Genomic DNA, 16,081 nt, shown 5'->3' on the forward strand with positions numbered 1-16,081 from the left:
GGCTTTTTGTTTTTCTTGTTTCCCCCGCCCCCGTTGGGGTTGGCGTTCCCTCCCCGGGGGGGGGGGGGGGCCCCCCCCCCCCCCCCCCACGAACGGGTCTAGGATAGATTTACAGGAAGATTTTGATGCCTCTCGTTGAAATCAACTTCGATGGCCTTGTCGGTCCGAGCCACAATTACGCAGGGCTGAGCCTGGGCAACCTTGCCTCGTCCGCGCATGCCGGTACGCCATCCTACCCGCGCGCCGCCGCGCTGCAGGGCGTTGCCAAGATGCGGCACAATCTGGCGCTGGGGCTGGCGCAGGGGCTGTTCGTGCCGTTGCCGCGACCGAACCCGGTGCTGCTCACTGCGCTTGGCCTGACCGCCATCGACGAAACCGACGCCGACCAGCGCCGCCTGCGTGCCGCTGCGTGGTCAGCAAGTGCGATGTGGACCGCCAATGCCGCCACGGTCAGCCCCGCGCCCGATACCACAGACGGACGCTGCCACCTGACCGCCGCCAACCTCGTCACGATGCCCCACCGCTCGCAGGAATGGCCCGACACGGTCCGTCAGTTGCGGCTGGCCTTTGCGGATGAGGCGCACTTCGCCGTCCACGACGCGGTGCCCGCCTGTTTCGGCGATGAGGGCGCGGCCAACCACATGCGCATGGGGGCCAGTCACGCCGCCCCGGGCATCGAACTGTTCGTCTATGGCAAAAGCGGCGGGGCGTTCCCAGCCCGCCAGCACGAACAGGCCAGCCGCGCGGTCGCCCGTCTGCATGGCCTCTCGCCCGACGCCTGCCTGTTCATCGAGCAGGCGCCCGAAGCCATCGCGGCGGGCGCGTTCCACAACGATGTCGTCGCGGTCGCCAACGAGCGCGTGCTGTTTACCCACGAACAGGCATTTGCCAATCCCGAGGACGCATATGCCGCAATCCGCGCCAAGCTGCCCGAGGCCGAAATCGTCGTGGTGCCAGCCAATGCTGTCAGTCTTGGCGATGCGATCAAGAGCTACCTGTTCAACGCGCAACTCTTGACCCTGCCGACCGGCGAGATGGCGCTGGTGATCCCGCTCGAGGCATGGGAGACGCCGTCGGTGCGCGTCTGGCTCGATGGAATGCTCTCCTCGAACGGGCCAATCCGACGGGTGTTGCCGGTCGATGTGCGCCAGTCGATGGCTAATGGCGGGGGGCCTGCGTGCCTGCGCCTGCGCGTTGTCGCCGATCCTGCCACCGTCGATCCTCGCTTCCTCCTGGACGAGGCCAAAGCCGATCTGGTCGCGCGAACCATCGCGGCGCATTGGCCCGAGCAGATCGATCCTGCTGATCTTGGGCGGAAAACTCTGATGCTCACGGTCGTATCAGCGCGGGACAGGTTGTTGGACGCGCTCGGTCTTGCGGAACTTGCCTGACCGGTCGCGCGTATTCCGGCCGCCCGACGCTGTCGCTGCCATTTACAGTGAACGAATGTTTAACAAGGGCCTTGCCCGCAGAACATGGTTTGGCATGATGGTTGCTACGACGTCAGGCAGAAGAGGATAATTGCCCGCATGTTGCAAAAGATCGCCCGCCTGTTCGTCATCAAGACCCGTTTCGAGGCATTTGCGATCATCTACGCGCTGGCGCTGGGCTGCGTCGAACGCGGTAGGGGCTACCTGACCGAGTATCCGGGGTACGGTGGCAAGATGCTGTTCGTCGCCGCGACCGGCGCGGTCTTCATCGCGGGTGCCAAGATCCTCGATGCGGTGCGGATGGAGCAGGCTGCAGCGGCTGCGGCGAAAGTGACGGTGGTGGGGTCCGGCGGCAACTGACAAGGCCACCGTGATGGACCCCGGCCTTCGCCGGGGTGACGGGTGTGTTGATCGCAGATGTGAAGGTAGGTGGGGCGATTCTGTTGCTAGGCTCGCCCCCAGCCCCCGGTTTCCGATTCTGTTACCCGGTTCGGTCCGAACCGTGCTCTAACCTTATAACTTCAGGGCGTTAGCCCCTAGAATTATGCAGCGAGAGCAAGTGCTTCGTTGTCGTTGGCACTTGTGGGTTGTGAGCCTATAACAGGTTACTCAGCCTGGGCAAAAACAGCGCTTTTCAATACACGTCGATCCTAGTTCGGCCCCATCAACACCCTTGCGACAACAAGGCCTGACCGCGAGCGATCAGTAGTGATGGTGGAGCCGCCGGGTACCGCCCCCGGGTCCGATATATCTATTGCACGCCGCAATTTATCACCATAGCCGGTCGAAACCGGCAGGGATCGATATAGGGATGCCGCGCCAAATGAAAAGGGGCGAGATTGCTCCCGCCCCTCAGCTAGTCCTGTTCCATCCCTAAATCGTCATCCCCGCGCAGGCGGCGACCCAGAGGCACTCACGGCGCGCGCTGGATTCCCGCCTTCGCGGGAATGACGAAAGCAGGCTGTCGCTCAATCGCGTGCTTTGAGCGCGTCCCTAATTTCAGCCAGCAGTTCGACCTCGGTCGGCCCGGCCGGTGCTGCCGGTGCTTCCTCGGGCTTCACCGTCATCCGGTTGACCGCCTTGACGATCATGAAGATGATGAACGCGACGATCACGAAGTTGACCGCCTGGGTGATGAAATCGCCATAGCCGATCATCGGCACGCCAGCGGTCTTGAGGTCCGCATAGGCGGTCGGGTCGCCCTTGAAATCGGCAGGCACATCGCCCAGCCGCACGAAATACTTCGTGAAATCAACGCCGCCGGTGATCCAGCCGACGATCGGCATGATCACGCTCTCGGTCAGCGAGGTGACGATCTTGCCGAACGCCCCTCCGATGATCACGCCGACCGCCAGATCCAGCACGTTTCCGCGCGCGATGAATGTCTTGAACTCTCCCAGAACGCTCACAACTTCCCCCTTCACATTATTAACCATGACCCTTCCTCTGGTTGCCACTCCGGGTCGAACGCCACAACCCTCAATCGGTTGCAGATCGGTCACACCTTGAAGTGGCGCGCCCTTGCGCTATCTCTTGCGCCATGACGGATCGCGCGTGCGATCCTGCAAAGGGGTATGATGTCGATGGTTGCTTCACGCTTTGGCCAGATCGCTTTCGCAACTGTAGCCGCCGCCAGCCTTTCGGCCTGCGGCATCAATTCCGTGCCTGCCGCCGAGGAAGAGGCCAAGGCGCGCTGGGCTGACGTCGAAAGCTCATACCAGCGCCGCGCCGACCTGATCCCGAACCTGGTCTCGACCGCCAAGGGTGCGGCAGCGTCGGAAACGACGATCCTGACCAACGTGACCAATGCGCGCGCTGCGGCAACGTCGATCAACATCACGACCGACGACCTGTCGAACCCAGCCGAGTTCGAGAAATTCCAGAACGCGCAGAACCAGTTGACCCAGGCCCTGGGCCAGCTGCGCACGGTGGTGGAAAACTATCCCCAACTGCAGAGCCAGGCGCGCTTTGCCGACCTGATGGTCCAGCTGGAAGGAACCGAGAACCGCATCAACGTGTCGCGCACGCGCTACAACGAAGCGGTGCAGGCCTATAACACGACCATCCGCACTTTCCCCGACGCGATCGGTGCCAAGCTGATCCACGGTGCCAAGCCGATGGTCCCGTTCAAGGCGGCTGCCGGTTCGGAAGTCGCGCCGACGGTCAATTTCGACATGAACACGCCTGCTCCGGCGGCACCTGCTGCGGCAGCGTCGGGCAACTGACATGACACGCCCGGTTCGGGCTTTCTGGCACGCGTTCGCGGGGCTGTTCCTGCTGTTCGCAGCAGGGACGGCGCACGCGGCGTTCCCGCCACGTCCCGCCGGGCCGGTGCTGGATCAGGCGAACATCATTCCCGACGCCGATGAAGCGGCGCTGGCGCAGAAGCTGGCGGCGTACAACGCACAGACCGGGCGCTCCGTCATCGTGGCGACGGTGGCTTCGCTCGACGGGGCAGACATCGATACGTATGGCACCGAACTTGGCCAGACTTGGGGCGTTGGCGGCAAGGAAACCGACCAGGGCCTGATCCTGCTCGTCGCTCCAAATGACCGGAAGGTGCGCATCGAGGTCGGCTACGGGCTTGAGGAGTACATGCCCGACGTGCTGGCCGGGCGGATCATCGCAGGCGCCATCACGCCAAGGTTCAAGGCGGGCGACTATCCGGGCGGCATCAACGCCGGGATCGACCAGATTCTGACCCAGCTCAATCGCACGCCAGCCGACGCAAAAGCAGTCGCAGAGGCGGCCAAGGCGGCGGAGCGCGAAAACGCGTCTGGCGGCGGATCGACCATTGCCAGCGCGATATTCTGGGTGGTGCTGATCGTGGTGTTCCTCGGCATCTTCGGACGCGGCAAGCGCGGCCATCGTCAGCGGCGCAGCGGGATCGATCCGGGCATCGTGCTGTGGGGCCTAAGCGAACTGGCACGGTCCGCCTCGGACCATGACCACGATTCCGGCGGTGGCTGGGGCGGTGGCGGCGGAGGCGGCGGAGGCGGCTTCGGTGGATTTGGTGGCGGCGGCTTTGGCGGCGGCGGCGCTTCGGGGGGCTGGTGATGGCACGACTGACACCCATGACCGAGGCTGACCACAAGCTGGTCTCCGACGCGGTTGCCGCAGCCGAGATGCACAGCGCGGGCGAGATCGTCACGATCGTCACGCCGCGCTCGGATTCCTACCGCGATGTTGCACTGGTGTGGTCGGCGCTGGTGGCGTTCGTGGCGCTATGCGCGCTTGAGATCGGTGCGGGGTTCTACCTGCCTCTGGTTGAGCGCCTGCTCGGGCTGTGGGCCTTCGAATGGACACCGCGCGCGGTGCTTGGCCTTGCGCTGATCGTTGGTACGATCAAGTTCCTCGCCATGTACCTGCTGATGCGGTTTACGCCGCTTGGGGCTTGGCTGACACCGAAGCGCGTGAGCAACGCCCGCGTGCGCGAACGCGCGTTGACCTGCTTCCGCGTGGGCGCGGAAAGCCGGACGACCGGTCATACCGGCGTGCTGATCTACCTCAGCCTTGCCGAACACCGCGCCGAGATCATTGCCGATGCGGCAATCGCATCGAGGGTTTCGCCCGAAACCTGGGGCGTGGCGATGAAAGCGATGCTCGATCCGCTGCGGCAGGGCCGCATGGCGCAAGGCATGGCGGCGGCGGTCGGCGAAGTGGGCACAGTGCTGGCGGAGCACTTTCCCCGCGCCGAGAATGACCGCAACGAACTGCCCGACAGGTTGATCGAAGTATGAGTCTTGAAGACGAGTATCGCGAGCAGCCCGAGCAGATGCGCTGGGAAGGCCGCTTCATCGCCGCCAAGACGCGCGGGCGCTGGGAGTACGTCAGCCGCACGCGCAACATCAAGGCGGCGGTGATCCTCGCGATCGACGACGGCCACGTGCTGCTCGTCGAACAGTTCCGCGTGCCCTTGGGCCGCCCGTGCATCGAGCTTCCGGCCGGACTGATCGGCGATGAAGCCGGTTCCGAGCACGAGGACGCCGCAACTGCCGCCGCGCGCGAACTGGAAGAGGAAACCGGCTACCGCCCGGGCCGGATCGAATCGATCGGCGAGTTCCATTCCTCGCCCGGCATGGTCACCGAAGCCTTCACCCTGTTCCGCGCGCACGATCTGGAAAAAGTTTCCGATGGCGGCGGGGTCGAGGGCGAAGGCATCACCGTGCACCGGGTTGCCGTTACGGAAATCGAAGGCTTCCTCGCGAGCAAGCGCGCCGATGGCTATGCTGTCGACGTGCGGATGCTGCTTCTGCTGGCTCCGGGGATCATGCAGGACTGACCCCTGCCCTTGCGCAAGTCGCTTCCATAATCTTCTATCGCTGCTCCCCCGCGAAGGCGGGGGCCTCAGGAGGTTGCGCGCAACGGCCTGAGGCCCCCGCCTTCGCGGGGAAGCAGAGTCATTGGCGAACGAGCGAGAGGACAACCATGGGCAGGGTCAACGGCAAGAAGGCGCTCGTCACCGGCGCGGCACAGGGCTTGGGCGCGGCACATGCATGGATGCTCGCGCGCGAAGGGGCCAAGGTCCTGCTCACCGACATCAATGGCGATGGTGCGCACGAGACGGCTTCAGCGATCGACGCGGAACTGGGCCGGGGCACCGCCTTTGCGACGCGCCATGACGTGACCAGCCCTGACGACTGGGACGCCGCAATCGCGCTCGCCGCCGAGAAAATGGGCGGCCTGTCGGTGCTGGTCAACAACGCGGGCGTCGGCGTGCGCGGCGACATCGAGACCTGCACGCTGGAGGACTGGCATCGCGGCTTTGCCATCAACGTCGACAGCGTCTTCCTCGGTTGCCAGAAGGCCCTGCCCCTGCTGCGCGACAGCCAGCCCGCCTCGATCGTCAATATCAGTTCGATCGCAGGGCTGATCGCCTCGGACACGATGCCCGGCTACAACGCGAGCAAAGCAGCGGTGTGGATGCTGTCGAAATCGGTCGCGCTGTACTGCGCCAAGCGCGGTTGGGACATCCGCTGCAATTCGGTCCACCCGACCTTCATCGATACGCCGATCCTCGACGGCATCGCCCGCAACGCCAACATCGACAAGGACGTCGTGATGGGCAAACTCGCCCGCCAGATCCCGCTCGGCCGCATCGGCGTGCCCGACGACATCGCGGCGGGCGTGCTCTATCTGGCGAGCGACGAGAGCCGGTTCATGACCGGCGCGGAATTAAAGCTGGACGGCGGCATTTCTGCGATGTGAGGCACTCCCCTCACCCGTCACCCCGGCGTAGGCCGGGGCCCATCACTCTATTACTACCAACATCCCGAATATCAGCGCGCATAGTGCCCTCGTTTAATCCGGACAGCGGGATAGATCCCGGCCTGCGCCGGGCGACGGGCAATGGGGGAGATTGTTCGGTTCTGGCTGATTCGGGCATTTTGCCGGTGCAACAGTCGGGCAAGCAGCTAACCTGGACAGATGAAGGGCGGTTGGGTCTACATCATGTCGAACGGCCCCCACGGCACGCTCTACACGGGCGTTACGTCTGACCTACCTCGCCGGGTCCAGCAGCACCGCGATGGAAACGGCTCAGAATTCTGCCACAAGTACGGCCTTACTCGTCTCGTCTACGCCGAATCGTACGATCGGATCGAAGATGCCATCGTGCGCGAGAAGCGGATCAAAGAATGGCAACGCCAATGGAAGCTGCGGCTGATCCGTGCCCAGAACCCCGATTGGCGAGATCTGTACCATGATTTAGCTTATCTCTAGCCAAATCCATAGAAATAGCTCGTCACCCTAACGCAGGACGGTGCCTATCCCGCTGTCTTTGCTCACCCAGCACATTGTCGATGCACAATCTGGAGAGCGAGATGGACCCCGGCCTTCGCCAAGGCGACGGTGGGTGGCGCAGGTAAGAAGGACGAGCCATTACCCTTCTTGGTCGTCACCCCGGCGCAGGCCGGGGCCTATCCCGTCGTCGTTGCTCACCCAGCACATTGGCGATGCGCAATCCGGACAGCGAGATGGACCCCGGGCTTCGCCGGGGCGACGGTTGTTGTGCCTAAGCCCTCAAAACACCACCACGCTGCGGATCGACTTGCCTTCGTGCATCAGGTCGAAGGCTGTGTTGATCTCTTCCAGCCCCATGACATGCGTGATCATCGGGTCGATCTCGATCTTGCCGGTCATGTACATGTCGACGATCTTGGGGACATCGGTGCGGCCCTTGGCGCCGCCGAACGCGGTGCCGCGCCAGTTGCGGCCCGTCACGAGCTGGAACGGGCGGGTCGCGATTTCCTTGCCTGCTTCGGCCACGCCGATGATGATGCTGGTGCCCCAGCCGCGGTGGCAGGCTTCGAGCGCAGTACGCATCACTTCGGTGTTGCCGGTGGCGTCGAAGGTGTAGTCCGCGCCGCCGTCGGTCATCTCGACGATCTTCGCGACGGTGTCCTCGCGGCTCATGCCCTTGGTATTGAGGAAGTCGGTCATGCCGAAGCGGCGGCCCCATTCCTCGCGGTCGGGGTTGAGGTCGACACCGATGATCTTGTTCGCGCCCGCCATCCGAGCACCTTGCAGCACGTTCAGACCGATCCCGCCGAGGCCGAAGACCACAACGTTGTCACCGGGCTGGACATTGGCGGTCTTGGTCACTGCGCCCACGCCCGTAGTCACGCCGCAACCGATGTAGCAGGCGGACTGGAACGGTGCGTCTTCGCGGATCTTGGCGACCGCGATTTCTGGCAGGACGGTGAAGTTGGAGAAGGTGCTGCAGCCCATGTAGTGGAAGATCGGCTGGCCCTTGTAGGAAAAGCGCGTCGTGCCATCGGGCATCAGCCCCTTGCCCTGCGTCGCGCGGATCGCGGTGCACAAGTTGGACTTGCCTGACAGGCAGGTTTTGCACTTGCCGCATTCTGGCGTGTAAAGCGGGATCACGTGATCGCCGGGCTTGACCGAGGTTACGCCCGCGCCGACTTCGCGCACGATCCCTGCGCCTTCGTGGCCCAACACGCTGGGGAACAGACCTTCGCTGTCGAACCCATCGAGCGTGTAGGCGTCGGTGTGGCACACGCCGGTGGCCATGATCTCGATCAGAACTTCGCCGGCCTTGGGCCCTTCGAGGTCGAGTTCGACGATCTCGAGTGGCTGCTTGGCGGCGAAGGCAACGGCGGCGCGGGTCTTCATTATGCGGGTCTCCGAATGACGTGGTCGGCGCGATAGCATAATTTCAGCGAACCTGCTAAATTGCGCATTGTGCGAAACACTGTTGCAAGACGAGAATAATGAGCAATCGCTGGGATGGGTTTGATGAGGTTGTTGCGGTGGCCGATACGGGCACTTTCGTGGGCGCGGCCAAGCGCCTCGGGACATCAACCTCGCATGTCAGCCGCGCGGTCGCCCGGCTGGAGCAGTCTCTGGGAGCGCAGTTCTTCCACCGCACCACGCGCGCAGTCAGCCTGACCGACACCGGCCGCACATTGGTCGATCAGTTCCGCCGTCTGATCGCCGAACGCGACGAGGCGATCGCGATGCTCGACCTGCAGGGCGAGCCGCAGGGCCAGTTGCGGATCACCTGCCCGACGTCGCTGGGTGAAAGATTCATCGCGCGGATCGTGCACAGCTATGTGCAGGAATATCCCAGGCTCTCAGTCGAAATGGACCTGACCAACCGCGTGGTCGAACTGGTGTCCGAGGGCTTCGACCTGGCTCTGCGCACCGGCACCCTGCCCGACAGCCGCCTGATCGCAACGCAGATCGCGATGCGCGGCATCATGACTTGCGCCGCGCCCGACTATATCGTGCGGCAGGGCGAGCCGCTGGTCGTGGACGATCTCGAGCAGCACGAATGCCTGCTCGCCAATGCGGACGTGTGGCGTTTTCGCGTGAACGGTGAGCCGCGTTCGCTCAGGCCGCGTGGCCGCTGGCGCTGCAACAGCGGCGCTGCGGTGCTCGAGGCGACGCTTTCGGGTATGGGGCTGTGCCAGTTGCCGACGTTCTACGTCAGTCGCGCGCTTGCCGAAGGGCGGCTGGTCGAAGTGCTGACAGAGTTCCGGCCCGCCGACGACCCGATCTGGGCGGTCTATCCGCAGCGTCGTCATCTGCTGCCCAAGGTCCAGCGGCTGATCGACAAACTGCGCCGCGAATTGCCCGCCGCCATGAGCGAAGGTTGACCGCCAAAATTTTTATCGCTCGTCGGCGCTTGTGTGCCGTAGCGTAAGCCTCTCAAGTGGCCGCTATCCGGGGGTTCCTGCCCTTTCCCCTCACGTAAAGTTGCATTAGCAAGCTAGCGGGAGTCGCAAGGCATATGCGCGAGGAGAGGACTTTGGACGAACAGGTTCGCATGACGGTCGCGGGCGCGCCGCGCGCATGAGCGGCGCTGCTGACGATTCCGACATCGCCGCGACTGTGGCAGCCATGTCGCGCGTGGGTGAGCGCTTCGAGCTTCTTGGCGTCGATGGCTGGTTGCAGGGGCGCACGATGTATGGCGGTGCCTCGTCGTACCTCGCCTATGCCGCAGTGCGCGCCGCCTTGCCCGACCTTCCGCCGTTGCGCGGTGCACAGGTCGGGTTCGTCGCGCCGGTCGGACCGGACCTCGCCATCACCGTCAGCGTTTTGCGCGAAGGGCGTAGCGTCAGCCAAATCCAGACCGACCTTACCTCCGATGGCGCGCTGGCGCATCGCGGGCTGTGGCTGTTCGGCAGCGCACGGCCATCCAACGGCGAAGTCGCGCCGCAGGTCCTTGATAACCTTGTCCCCTACGCCGACGCCAGGCCTGCCGCGAGCCGGCCGGGACTGCACTTCATCCGCAAGTTCGACATTCGCCATGCCGAACGCGAGGGCGCGCAGGCCGGCGTGATCCGGCGCTGGGTGCGGCTCAAGGCGCGCGGCGGACTGGTCCCGGTGGGCGAACTGGTGCTGATCGGCGACGCACTACCGCCCGGTTCGCTGCGCGAGATGGAGCGCGAGGGGCCGATCAGTTCGATCAACTGGTCGTTCACGCTGCTGGGCGACAACCCGACCACGCACGACGGCTGGTGGCTGCTCGAAACCGCTTCGAACCACATGGCAGACGGCTTCAGCAGCGAGACGTTGCGGATGTGGAACAGCGATGGCGTCGAGGTGATGCGCGGGTTGCAGAGCGTGGCGATCTTCGGATGACGGACCTGGCAAACCCTGAAGCAATGGGCTTCGATACCGCGCGGCTGGCACGCATCGGTGCGTTTCTGGACGAGCGCTACGTCGCGCCGGGCAAGTTACCGGGGCTCGACGTGCTGGTCGCGCGCGATGGCGAGGCGGTCTATCGCCACACCTCGGGCAAGGCGCGCGCCGATGGCACGCCGCTCGCCCCGGACGCGATCTACCGCATCGCCTCGATGACCAAGCCGCTGACCTCGATCGCGTTCATGATGCTGGTCGAGGAAGGCAAGGTCGCGCTCGACGATCCGGTGACGTCGGTTGTGCCGGAATTCGCGAACCTCGGCGTCTACACCGGCGGCGGCGCGGAGGCGGCATTCGCGCCACCACGCCCCGCCGCAGCGATGCGCATGGTCGATCTGATCACGCACCAGTCGGGCCTGACTTACGGCATCCAGAACCGCACCAATGTCGATGCCGCCTATCGCAAGGCGCGGCTCGATGGCCACGCCAGCCTGCCCGGCAACGACCACTTCATCGCCGAACTGGCCAAGCTGCCGCTGGAATTCGATCCGGGCGATGGCTGGAACTATTCGGTCGGCACCGACGTGCTCGGCGTGATCGTCGCGCGGCTTTCGGGGGTGAGCCTTGGTGAGTTTTTTCGGACGCGGATCACCGGACCGCTGGGCATGGACGACACCGCGTTCTTCTGCCCCGACGACAAGGTGCACCGGCTGACCGACGCGTGGAACTACGAGCCGGGTGAGCCGCCACAACTGCTCGACCCGGCAGAGAAATCGGGCACGCGCCGAGTGCCGCGCTTCGAAAGCGGAGGTGGCGGATTACTCTCGACGACAGCGGATTATCACCGCTTCTGCCGGATGCTGGTGGGCGGTGGTGGCCTTGACGGCGTGCGCCTGATCAGCCCCAAGACGCTGCACCTGATGACCACCAACCACCTGCCCGGCGGCGCCGACCTGACGCAGGTTTCGCGCGCGCTGTTCAGCGAGGCCTATAACGCAGGCGCGGGCTTCGGCCTCGGCTTCGGCATGACCATCGACCCGGCGCGCGCGCTGGTGCCGGGGTCTGCGGGCGAATTCTACTGGGGCGGGATATTCTCGACCGCGTTCTTCGTGGACCCCGTCGAAAAGGTCCACGCGGTGTTCATGACCCAGCTGCTGCCCTCGTCCATCTACCCCATCCGGCGTCAGTTGAAGACGCTGATCTACAGCGCGCTGACCGCAAGTCGCGCCTGAAACGGAGAGACCACGATGTCCGATGCCATTCCCGGTGCCAAAGAGCATATCGACGCTGCCCGCAAACTGGCAGCACATGTAGACGACATTCCCGCAGACACTGCGCTGCTTCCGATAGGCCGCGTCGGCGTGATCGGCGCGGGTACGATGGGCGGCGGCATCACGATGAACTTCCTGACCGCGGGCATCCCTGTAACCATCGTCGAAATGACGCAGGAAGCGCTCGATCGCGGCGTGGCGACGATGGGCAAGAACTACGAGAACACGGTCAAGCGCGGGAAGATGGATGCCGCCGATGCGGAGGCCGCGATGGCGCGCCTGAACCCGACGCTCGATTTCGGTGCGCTGGCCGAGGCGGACCTGATCATCGAGGCTGTCTATGAAAGCATGGACGTCAAGAAGGATGTGTTCGGCAAGCTCGACAAGGTCGCCAAGCCTGGCGCGATCATGGCCAGCAACACCAGCTATCTCGACATCGACGAGATCGCCGCTGCCACCAGCCGCCCGGAATCGGTGCTGGGCATGCACTTCTTCTCGCCCGCCAACGTGATGAAGCTGCTCGAGGTCGTGCGCGGGGCAAAGACCGGTATGGCCGAACTGGCCACGGTGATGGCGCTCTCGGTGAAGATCGGCAAAGTCCCGGTCGTCTCGGGCGTATGCCACGGCTTCATCGGCAACCGCATGCTGTCGCCGCGTCAGGCGCAGGCCCACGCGCTGATCATGGAAGGCGCAAACTACTGGGACGTCGATGAAGCGCTGCTCGAGTTCGGCTTCCCGATGGGGCCGTGGCAGATGGCCGATCTGGCGGGCGTGGACATCGGATGGCACCGCGATCCCAATCGGATCGAGTCCCTGCGCGACGCGCTGTGTGCCGTGGGCCGCTGGGGCCAGAAGACCAAGAAGGGCTTCTACGACTACGACGACAGCCGCCAGCGTACGCCATCGGACGAAGTGAAGGCGATCATTGCGCAGTTCGCCGCCAAGGAAGGCAAGCCGCAGCGCGAGATCGGGAAGGATGAAATCCGCGAACGCCTGCTCTATCCGATGATCAGCGAAGGCGCACTGATCCTCGACGAGGGCATCTCGCAACGCGCGAGCGACATCGATACGGTGTGGCTCAACGGCTACGGCTGGCCTGCATGGACCGGTGGTCCGATGTTCTGGGCCGACCACATCGGGCTGGATACCGTCGTCGCGGGGCTGGAAAGGCACGGCCTGCCCGTTGCCCCGCTGCTGGCCCGAAAGGCGGCTGCGGGCGAGAAATTCAACGCCTGAACTGAAATATCGTCAAAGGAGCCTGACCATGCGTGACGCCGTAATCGTATCTGCCGCCCGCACTCCCATCGGAAGGGCCTACAAAGGCGCGTTCAACGCCACCCCCGGTGCGACTCTGGGCGCGCTGTCGCTTCAAGCCGCGGTCGCGCGTGCTGGCATCGACCCTGCCGAGGTGGATGACGTCCTCTGGGGTTCGGCCCTGCAGCAAGGCGCGCAGGCGGGCAACATCGCTCGTCAGGTGGCGCTGCGTGCGGGCCTGCCGGTCACCACGTCGGGAATGAGCCTTGACCGCCAGTGCTCGTCGGGCCTGATGACCATCGCCACGGCCGCCAAGCAGGTGATCATCGACCGCATGGACGTGGTCGCGGCAGGCGGCCAGGAATCGATCAGCCTCGTCCAGACCAAGGAGATGCGCTTCGCCCCGGACAAGAGCCTGATGGCGATGCACAAGGCGATCTACATGCCGATGCTGCAGACCGCCGAAGTGGTCGGCCAGCGCTATGGCATCGGCCGCGAGGCCTGCGACGAATACGCGCTGCAATCGCAACAGCGCACCGCAGCGGCACAGGCTGCAGGTCGGTTCGATCACGAGATCGTCGCGACCGACAGCTCGATGGGCGTGCAGAACAAGGAAACCGGCGAGATCACGTTCCAGGACGTGCATCTGACCAAGGACGAAGGCAATCGCCCGTCGACCACACTTGAGAACCTTCAGGCGCTCAAGCCGGTGATTGAGGGCGGCATCGTCACCGCAGGCAACGCCAGCCAGTTATCGGACGGCTCTGCCGCCGTGATCGTGATGGACGCAGACCTTGCCGCCAAGCGCGGCCTCACTCCGCTTGGCCGCTACGTCGGCATGGCGGTTGCAGGTACCGAGCCTGACGAGATGGGCATCGGCCCGGTCTTCGCGATCCCCAAGCTGCTCCAGCGCTTCGGCCTGAAGATGGACGACATCGGCCTGTGGGAGCTGAACGAGGCTTTCGCCGTGCAGGTGCTGTACTGCCGCGACAAGCTGGGGATTCCCAACGAGTTGCTCAACGTCGATGGCGGCGCGATCTCGATCGGCCACCCTTATGGCATGACCGGCGCACGCGGCACCATGCACGCATTGATCGAAGGCAAGCGCCGCGGTGCCAAGCATGTCGTGGTGACGATGTGCGTCGGCGGCGGCATGGGCGCTGCCGGATTGTTCGAGGTACTTTAAGCGGTCAACCCGCCTCCGCCTCGGCTCTGCCGGGTGCGGGGGCGAAGCCGTTCAGGCCCATCCACCATTGCAGCGCGATGATACCGCCCTTGGCCGGTTGCAGCAGGCCGATCAGCAGCGTGAGCGCAAGCACCACGACGATCACCATCATCGCCCATGTCGGCAGGCTCTGGTGCTGGCCCAGCGCGATCATGATCGGGGCCATGATGTGTCCGGTCAGCAGGATCGAGACGTAGGGCGGAAAGTCGTCCGCGCCATGCAGCGTCCAGTTCTGGCCACAAGTCGTGCACCGCTCGACCGGCTTGAGGAAGCGCGCGAACAGGCGCGTGCCATCGCAGCGCGGGCACTTTCCGCAAATGCCGCGCCACACCGCCGCGCCCAGCCCGTGCGGCAGGCGAGCATGATCGAGGGGCAGGGCGAGCGTCGGCATCAGGTCTTCGCGAACGGGTTCTTGGGACTGCGCAGCGTCAGCCGGATCGGCACGGCGTCAAAGCCCAGTTCGCGGCGCATGCCGTTGATCAGGTAGCGCCGATAGCTTTCGGGCAACTGGTCGAGCCGGGTGCCGAACAGCACGAAGCCGGGAGGCCGCGTCTTGGCCTGCGTGATGTAGCGCAGCTTGATCCGGCGGCCACCCGGTGCGGGCGGTGGATTGGCGGCCAGCGCATCGTCGAACCAGCGGTTGAGCGCAGCGGTCGGCACGCGCTTGGACCACGCGGCGCGAATCTCGAATGCGGCGCTGAGCATCTCGTCGAGGCCCTTGCCGGTACGACCGGAAATAGCCAGCAGCGGCACGCCGCGCACTTGCGCCAGGCCGTCTTCGAGCGCGGCACGGATGCCCTGGAACAGACCCGATGGGTCTTCGGCAATGTCCCACTTGTTGATGCCGATCATCAGCGCGCGGCCCTCTTCGAGCACCAGCGAGGCGATCTTGAGATCCTGATGCTCAAGCCCGCGCGTGGCATCGAGCATCAGCAGCACGACTTCGGCGAAATCGACCGCGTGGCGCGCATCGGCGACCGACATCTTCTCGAGCTTGTCGACGACGTTGGCCTTCTTGCGCATGCCCGCCGTGTCGATCAGCCGGACCGGGCGATAGCCTTCAGTCTTGGGATCGAACCACTGCCAGTCGATCGCGATGGAATCGCGCGTGATGCCCGCTTCCGGCCCGGTCAGCAGGCGGTCCTCGCCCAGCAGTTTGTTGATCAGCGTCGATTTGCCCGCATTTGGACGTCCGACTATGGCGAGCTTGAGGACCGATTCGGGATCGAATTCTTCCTCGGCATCGATGTTGGTGCCAACTTCGTCGTCGTCGTCCTCATCGGACTGCTTGGCCTCGATATGCGGGCGCAGGGCCTCGAACAGGTCGGCGAGGCCCTGCCCGTGCTCGGCCGAGAACGCGACGGGTTCACCGAAGCCCAACGAGAACGCCTCGAAGATGCCCGGATCGCCCTGACGACCTTCGGCCTTGTTCGCCATCAGAACGATGGGCACGCGGTTCTGGCGCAGATAGCGCGCGATTTCCTCGTCCAGCGGGGTGATTCCGGCGCGCGCGTCGATCACGAACAGCGCGACGTCGGCACCGATCAGCGAGGCCTCGGTCTGCTTGCGCATCCTGCCCGGTAGCGTCGAAGGATCCTCGTCCTCCCAGCCCGCAGTATCGACGATGGTGAAATCGAGCCCAAGCAGCGTGGCTTCGCCGAAACGGCGGTCGCGCGTGACGCCTGGCTGATCGTCCACCAGCGCCAGCTTCTTGCCGACGAGGCGGTTGAAGATGGTGGATTTGCCGACGTTGGGACGTCCGATGATGATAACCTGTGGGCGCATGGGCTTCC

At 64.6% G+C, this 16,081-nt stretch carries 16 protein-coding genes, 1 other RNA gene and 1 pseudogene; 13 read left to right on the forward strand and 5 right to left on the reverse strand.

Annotated features, from left to right (window positions below; genetic code table 11):
- The first annotated feature begins 125 nt into the window (after positions 1 to 125).
- Entirely contained in the window at positions 126 to 1,391 is a 1,266-nt protein-coding gene (locus tag GGQ88_RS02325) for an N-succinylarginine dihydrolase (RefSeq protein WP_183611399.1), read from the forward strand.
- 138 nt (positions 1,392 to 1,529) lie between these two features.
- The gene (locus GGQ88_RS02330; RefSeq protein ID WP_183611400.1) at positions 1,530 to 1,790 is read left to right on the forward strand and encodes a hypothetical protein; all 261 of its coding nucleotides are present in this window, start codon (positions 1,530 to 1,532) and stop codon (positions 1,788 to 1,790) included.
- A gap of 107 nt (positions 1,791 to 1,897) precedes the next feature.
- Here GGQ88_RS02330 and ssrA read toward each other — a convergent pair.
- Both ssrA and mscL read right to left on the reverse strand, forming a co-directional pair.
- Positions 1,898 to 2,264, reverse strand: a transfer-messenger RNA (tmRNA) gene (gene ssrA / locus GGQ88_RS02335).
- 134 nt (positions 2,265 to 2,398) lie between these two features.
- The gene (mscL, locus tag GGQ88_RS02340; protein WP_221214458.1) at positions 2,399 to 2,866 is read right to left on the reverse strand and encodes a large conductance mechanosensitive channel protein MscL; all 468 of its coding nucleotides are present in this window, start codon (positions 2,864 to 2,866) and stop codon (positions 2,399 to 2,401) included.
- A gap of 147 nt (positions 2,867 to 3,013) precedes the next feature.
- Here mscL and GGQ88_RS02345 point away from each other — a divergent pair, with 147 nt between their 5' ends.
- The 6 genes from GGQ88_RS02345 (at position 3,014) to GGQ88_RS02370 (ending at position 7,151) form a co-directional block, all read left to right on the forward strand.
- Positions 3,014 to 3,655, forward strand: a complete 642-nt coding sequence (locus GGQ88_RS02345) for a LemA family protein (RefSeq protein WP_183611402.1) — start codon at positions 3,014 to 3,016, stop codon at positions 3,653 to 3,655.
- Position 3,656: 1 nt separating this feature from the next.
- Positions 3,657 to 4,487, forward strand: a complete 831-nt coding sequence (locus tag GGQ88_RS02350; protein WP_183611403.1) for a TPM domain-containing protein — start codon at positions 3,657 to 3,659, stop codon at positions 4,485 to 4,487.
- A gap of 17 nt (positions 4,488 to 4,504) precedes the next feature.
- The gene (locus GGQ88_RS02355; protein WP_246385403.1) at positions 4,505 to 5,170 is read left to right on the forward strand and encodes a TPM domain-containing protein; all 666 of its coding nucleotides are present in this window, start codon (positions 4,505 to 4,507) and stop codon (positions 5,168 to 5,170) included.
- The gene (locus GGQ88_RS02360; RefSeq protein ID WP_183611405.1) at positions 5,167 to 5,712 is read left to right on the forward strand and encodes an NUDIX hydrolase; all 546 of its coding nucleotides are present in this window, start codon (positions 5,167 to 5,169) and stop codon (positions 5,710 to 5,712) included. Before GGQ88_RS02355 ends, GGQ88_RS02360 begins: the two co-directional genes overlap by 4 nt.
- Before the next feature lie 146 nt (positions 5,713 to 5,858).
- The gene (locus tag GGQ88_RS02365; protein ID WP_183611406.1) at positions 5,859 to 6,638 is read left to right on the forward strand and encodes an SDR family oxidoreductase; all 780 of its coding nucleotides are present in this window, start codon (positions 5,859 to 5,861) and stop codon (positions 6,636 to 6,638) included.
- Between the two features lie 219 nt (positions 6,639 to 6,857).
- Positions 6,858 to 7,151, forward strand: a complete 294-nt coding sequence (locus GGQ88_RS02370) for a GIY-YIG nuclease family protein (protein WP_183611407.1) — start codon at positions 6,858 to 6,860, stop codon at positions 7,149 to 7,151.
- 300 nt (positions 7,152 to 7,451) lie between these two features.
- Here GGQ88_RS02370 and GGQ88_RS02375 read toward each other — a convergent pair whose 3' ends face one another.
- On the reverse strand, positions 7,452 to 8,564 hold the full coding sequence (locus GGQ88_RS02375; RefSeq protein WP_183611408.1) for an S-(hydroxymethyl)glutathione dehydrogenase/class III alcohol dehydrogenase: 1,113 nt from the start codon (positions 8,562 to 8,564) through the stop codon (positions 7,452 to 7,454).
- Positions 8,565 to 8,662: 98 nt separating this feature from the next.
- Between GGQ88_RS02375 and GGQ88_RS02380 the strand changes: the two genes are divergently transcribed.
- The 5 genes and pseudogenes from GGQ88_RS02380 to GGQ88_RS02400 all read left to right on the forward strand — a co-directional run bounded on the left by GGQ88_RS02380 (position 8,663) and on the right by GGQ88_RS02400 (position 14,249).
- Complete coding sequence (locus tag GGQ88_RS02380; protein WP_183611409.1) at positions 8,663 to 9,550, forward strand: LysR family transcriptional regulator; 888 nt, start codon at positions 8,663 to 8,665, stop codon at positions 9,548 to 9,550.
- 196 nt (positions 9,551 to 9,746) lie between these two features.
- Complete coding sequence (locus tag GGQ88_RS02385) at positions 9,747 to 10,538, forward strand: thioesterase family protein (RefSeq protein ID WP_183611410.1); 792 nt, start codon at positions 9,747 to 9,749, stop codon at positions 10,536 to 10,538.
- Positions 10,535 to 11,770 (forward strand): serine hydrolase domain-containing protein, encoded by a 1,236-nt coding sequence (locus tag GGQ88_RS02390; RefSeq protein WP_183611411.1) that lies wholly within the window; start codon positions 10,535 to 10,537, stop codon positions 11,768 to 11,770. Before GGQ88_RS02385 ends, GGQ88_RS02390 begins: the two co-directional genes overlap by 4 nt.
- A 36-nt stretch (positions 11,771 to 11,806) precedes the next feature.
- Positions 11,807 to 13,045: pseudogene (locus tag GGQ88_RS02395) on the forward strand (3-hydroxyacyl-CoA dehydrogenase); the annotation flags it as partial.
- A 28-nt stretch (positions 13,046 to 13,073) separates the two neighbouring features.
- Positions 13,074 to 14,249, forward strand: a complete 1,176-nt coding sequence (locus tag GGQ88_RS02400; RefSeq protein ID WP_183611413.1) for an acetyl-CoA C-acyltransferase — start codon at positions 13,074 to 13,076, stop codon at positions 14,247 to 14,249.
- A 4-nt stretch (positions 14,250 to 14,253) separates the two neighbouring features.
- On the opposite strand, the gene GGQ88_RS02405 is transcribed toward GGQ88_RS02400, so the two are convergent.
- Positions 14,254 to 14,679 (reverse strand): DUF983 domain-containing protein, encoded by a 426-nt coding sequence (locus tag GGQ88_RS02405; protein WP_183611415.1) that lies wholly within the window; start codon positions 14,677 to 14,679, stop codon positions 14,254 to 14,256.
- Positions 14,679 to 16,073, reverse strand: a complete 1,395-nt coding sequence (gene der, locus GGQ88_RS02410) for a ribosome biogenesis GTPase Der (RefSeq protein ID WP_183611416.1) — start codon at positions 16,071 to 16,073, stop codon at positions 14,679 to 14,681. Before der ends, GGQ88_RS02405 begins: the two co-directional genes overlap by 1 nt.
- Positions 16,074 to 16,081: the final 8 nt, after the last annotated feature.

The organism is Novosphingobium hassiacum (assembly GCF_014196055.1).
Taxonomy (GTDB): domain Bacteria; phylum Pseudomonadota; class Alphaproteobacteria; order Sphingomonadales; family Sphingomonadaceae; genus Novosphingobium; species Novosphingobium hassiacum.

Coding starts and splice junctions, on each gene's coding strand:
- GGQ88_RS02325 (WP_183611399.1), top strand. CDS start 126: ATGCCTCTCGTTGAAATCAACTTCGATGGCCTTGTCGGTCCGAGCCAC.
- GGQ88_RS02330 (WP_183611400.1), top strand. CDS start 1,530: ATGTTGCAAAAGATCGCCCGCCTGTTCGTCATCAAGACCCGTTTCGAG.
- mscL (WP_221214458.1), bottom strand. CDS start 2,866: ATGGTTAATAATGTGAAGGGGGAAGTTGTGAGCGTTCTGGGAGAGTTC.
- GGQ88_RS02345 (WP_183611402.1), top strand. CDS start 3,014: ATGGTTGCTTCACGCTTTGGCCAGATCGCTTTCGCAACTGTAGCCGCC.
- GGQ88_RS02350 (WP_183611403.1), top strand. CDS start 3,657: ATGACACGCCCGGTTCGGGCTTTCTGGCACGCGTTCGCGGGGCTGTTC.
- GGQ88_RS02355 (WP_246385403.1), top strand. CDS start 4,505: ATGACCGAGGCTGACCACAAGCTGGTCTCCGACGCGGTTGCCGCAGCC.
- GGQ88_RS02360 (WP_183611405.1), top strand. CDS start 5,167: ATGAGTCTTGAAGACGAGTATCGCGAGCAGCCCGAGCAGATGCGCTGG.
- GGQ88_RS02365 (WP_183611406.1), top strand. CDS start 5,859: ATGGGCAGGGTCAACGGCAAGAAGGCGCTCGTCACCGGCGCGGCACAG.
- GGQ88_RS02370 (WP_183611407.1), top strand. CDS start 6,858: ATGAAGGGCGGTTGGGTCTACATCATGTCGAACGGCCCCCACGGCACG.
- GGQ88_RS02375 (WP_183611408.1), bottom strand. CDS start 8,564: ATGAAGACCCGCGCCGCCGTTGCCTTCGCCGCCAAGCAGCCACTCGAG.
- GGQ88_RS02380 (WP_183611409.1), top strand. CDS start 8,663: ATGAGCAATCGCTGGGATGGGTTTGATGAGGTTGTTGCGGTGGCCGAT.
- GGQ88_RS02385 (WP_183611410.1), top strand. CDS start 9,747: ATGAGCGGCGCTGCTGACGATTCCGACATCGCCGCGACTGTGGCAGCC.
- GGQ88_RS02390 (WP_183611411.1), top strand. CDS start 10,535: ATGACGGACCTGGCAAACCCTGAAGCAATGGGCTTCGATACCGCGCGG.
- GGQ88_RS02400 (WP_183611413.1), top strand. CDS start 13,074: ATGCGTGACGCCGTAATCGTATCTGCCGCCCGCACTCCCATCGGAAGG.
- GGQ88_RS02405 (WP_183611415.1), bottom strand. CDS start 14,679: ATGCCGACGCTCGCCCTGCCCCTCGATCATGCTCGCCTGCCGCACGGG.
- der (WP_183611416.1), bottom strand. CDS start 16,073: ATGCGCCCACAGGTTATCATCATCGGACGTCCCAACGTCGGCAAATCC.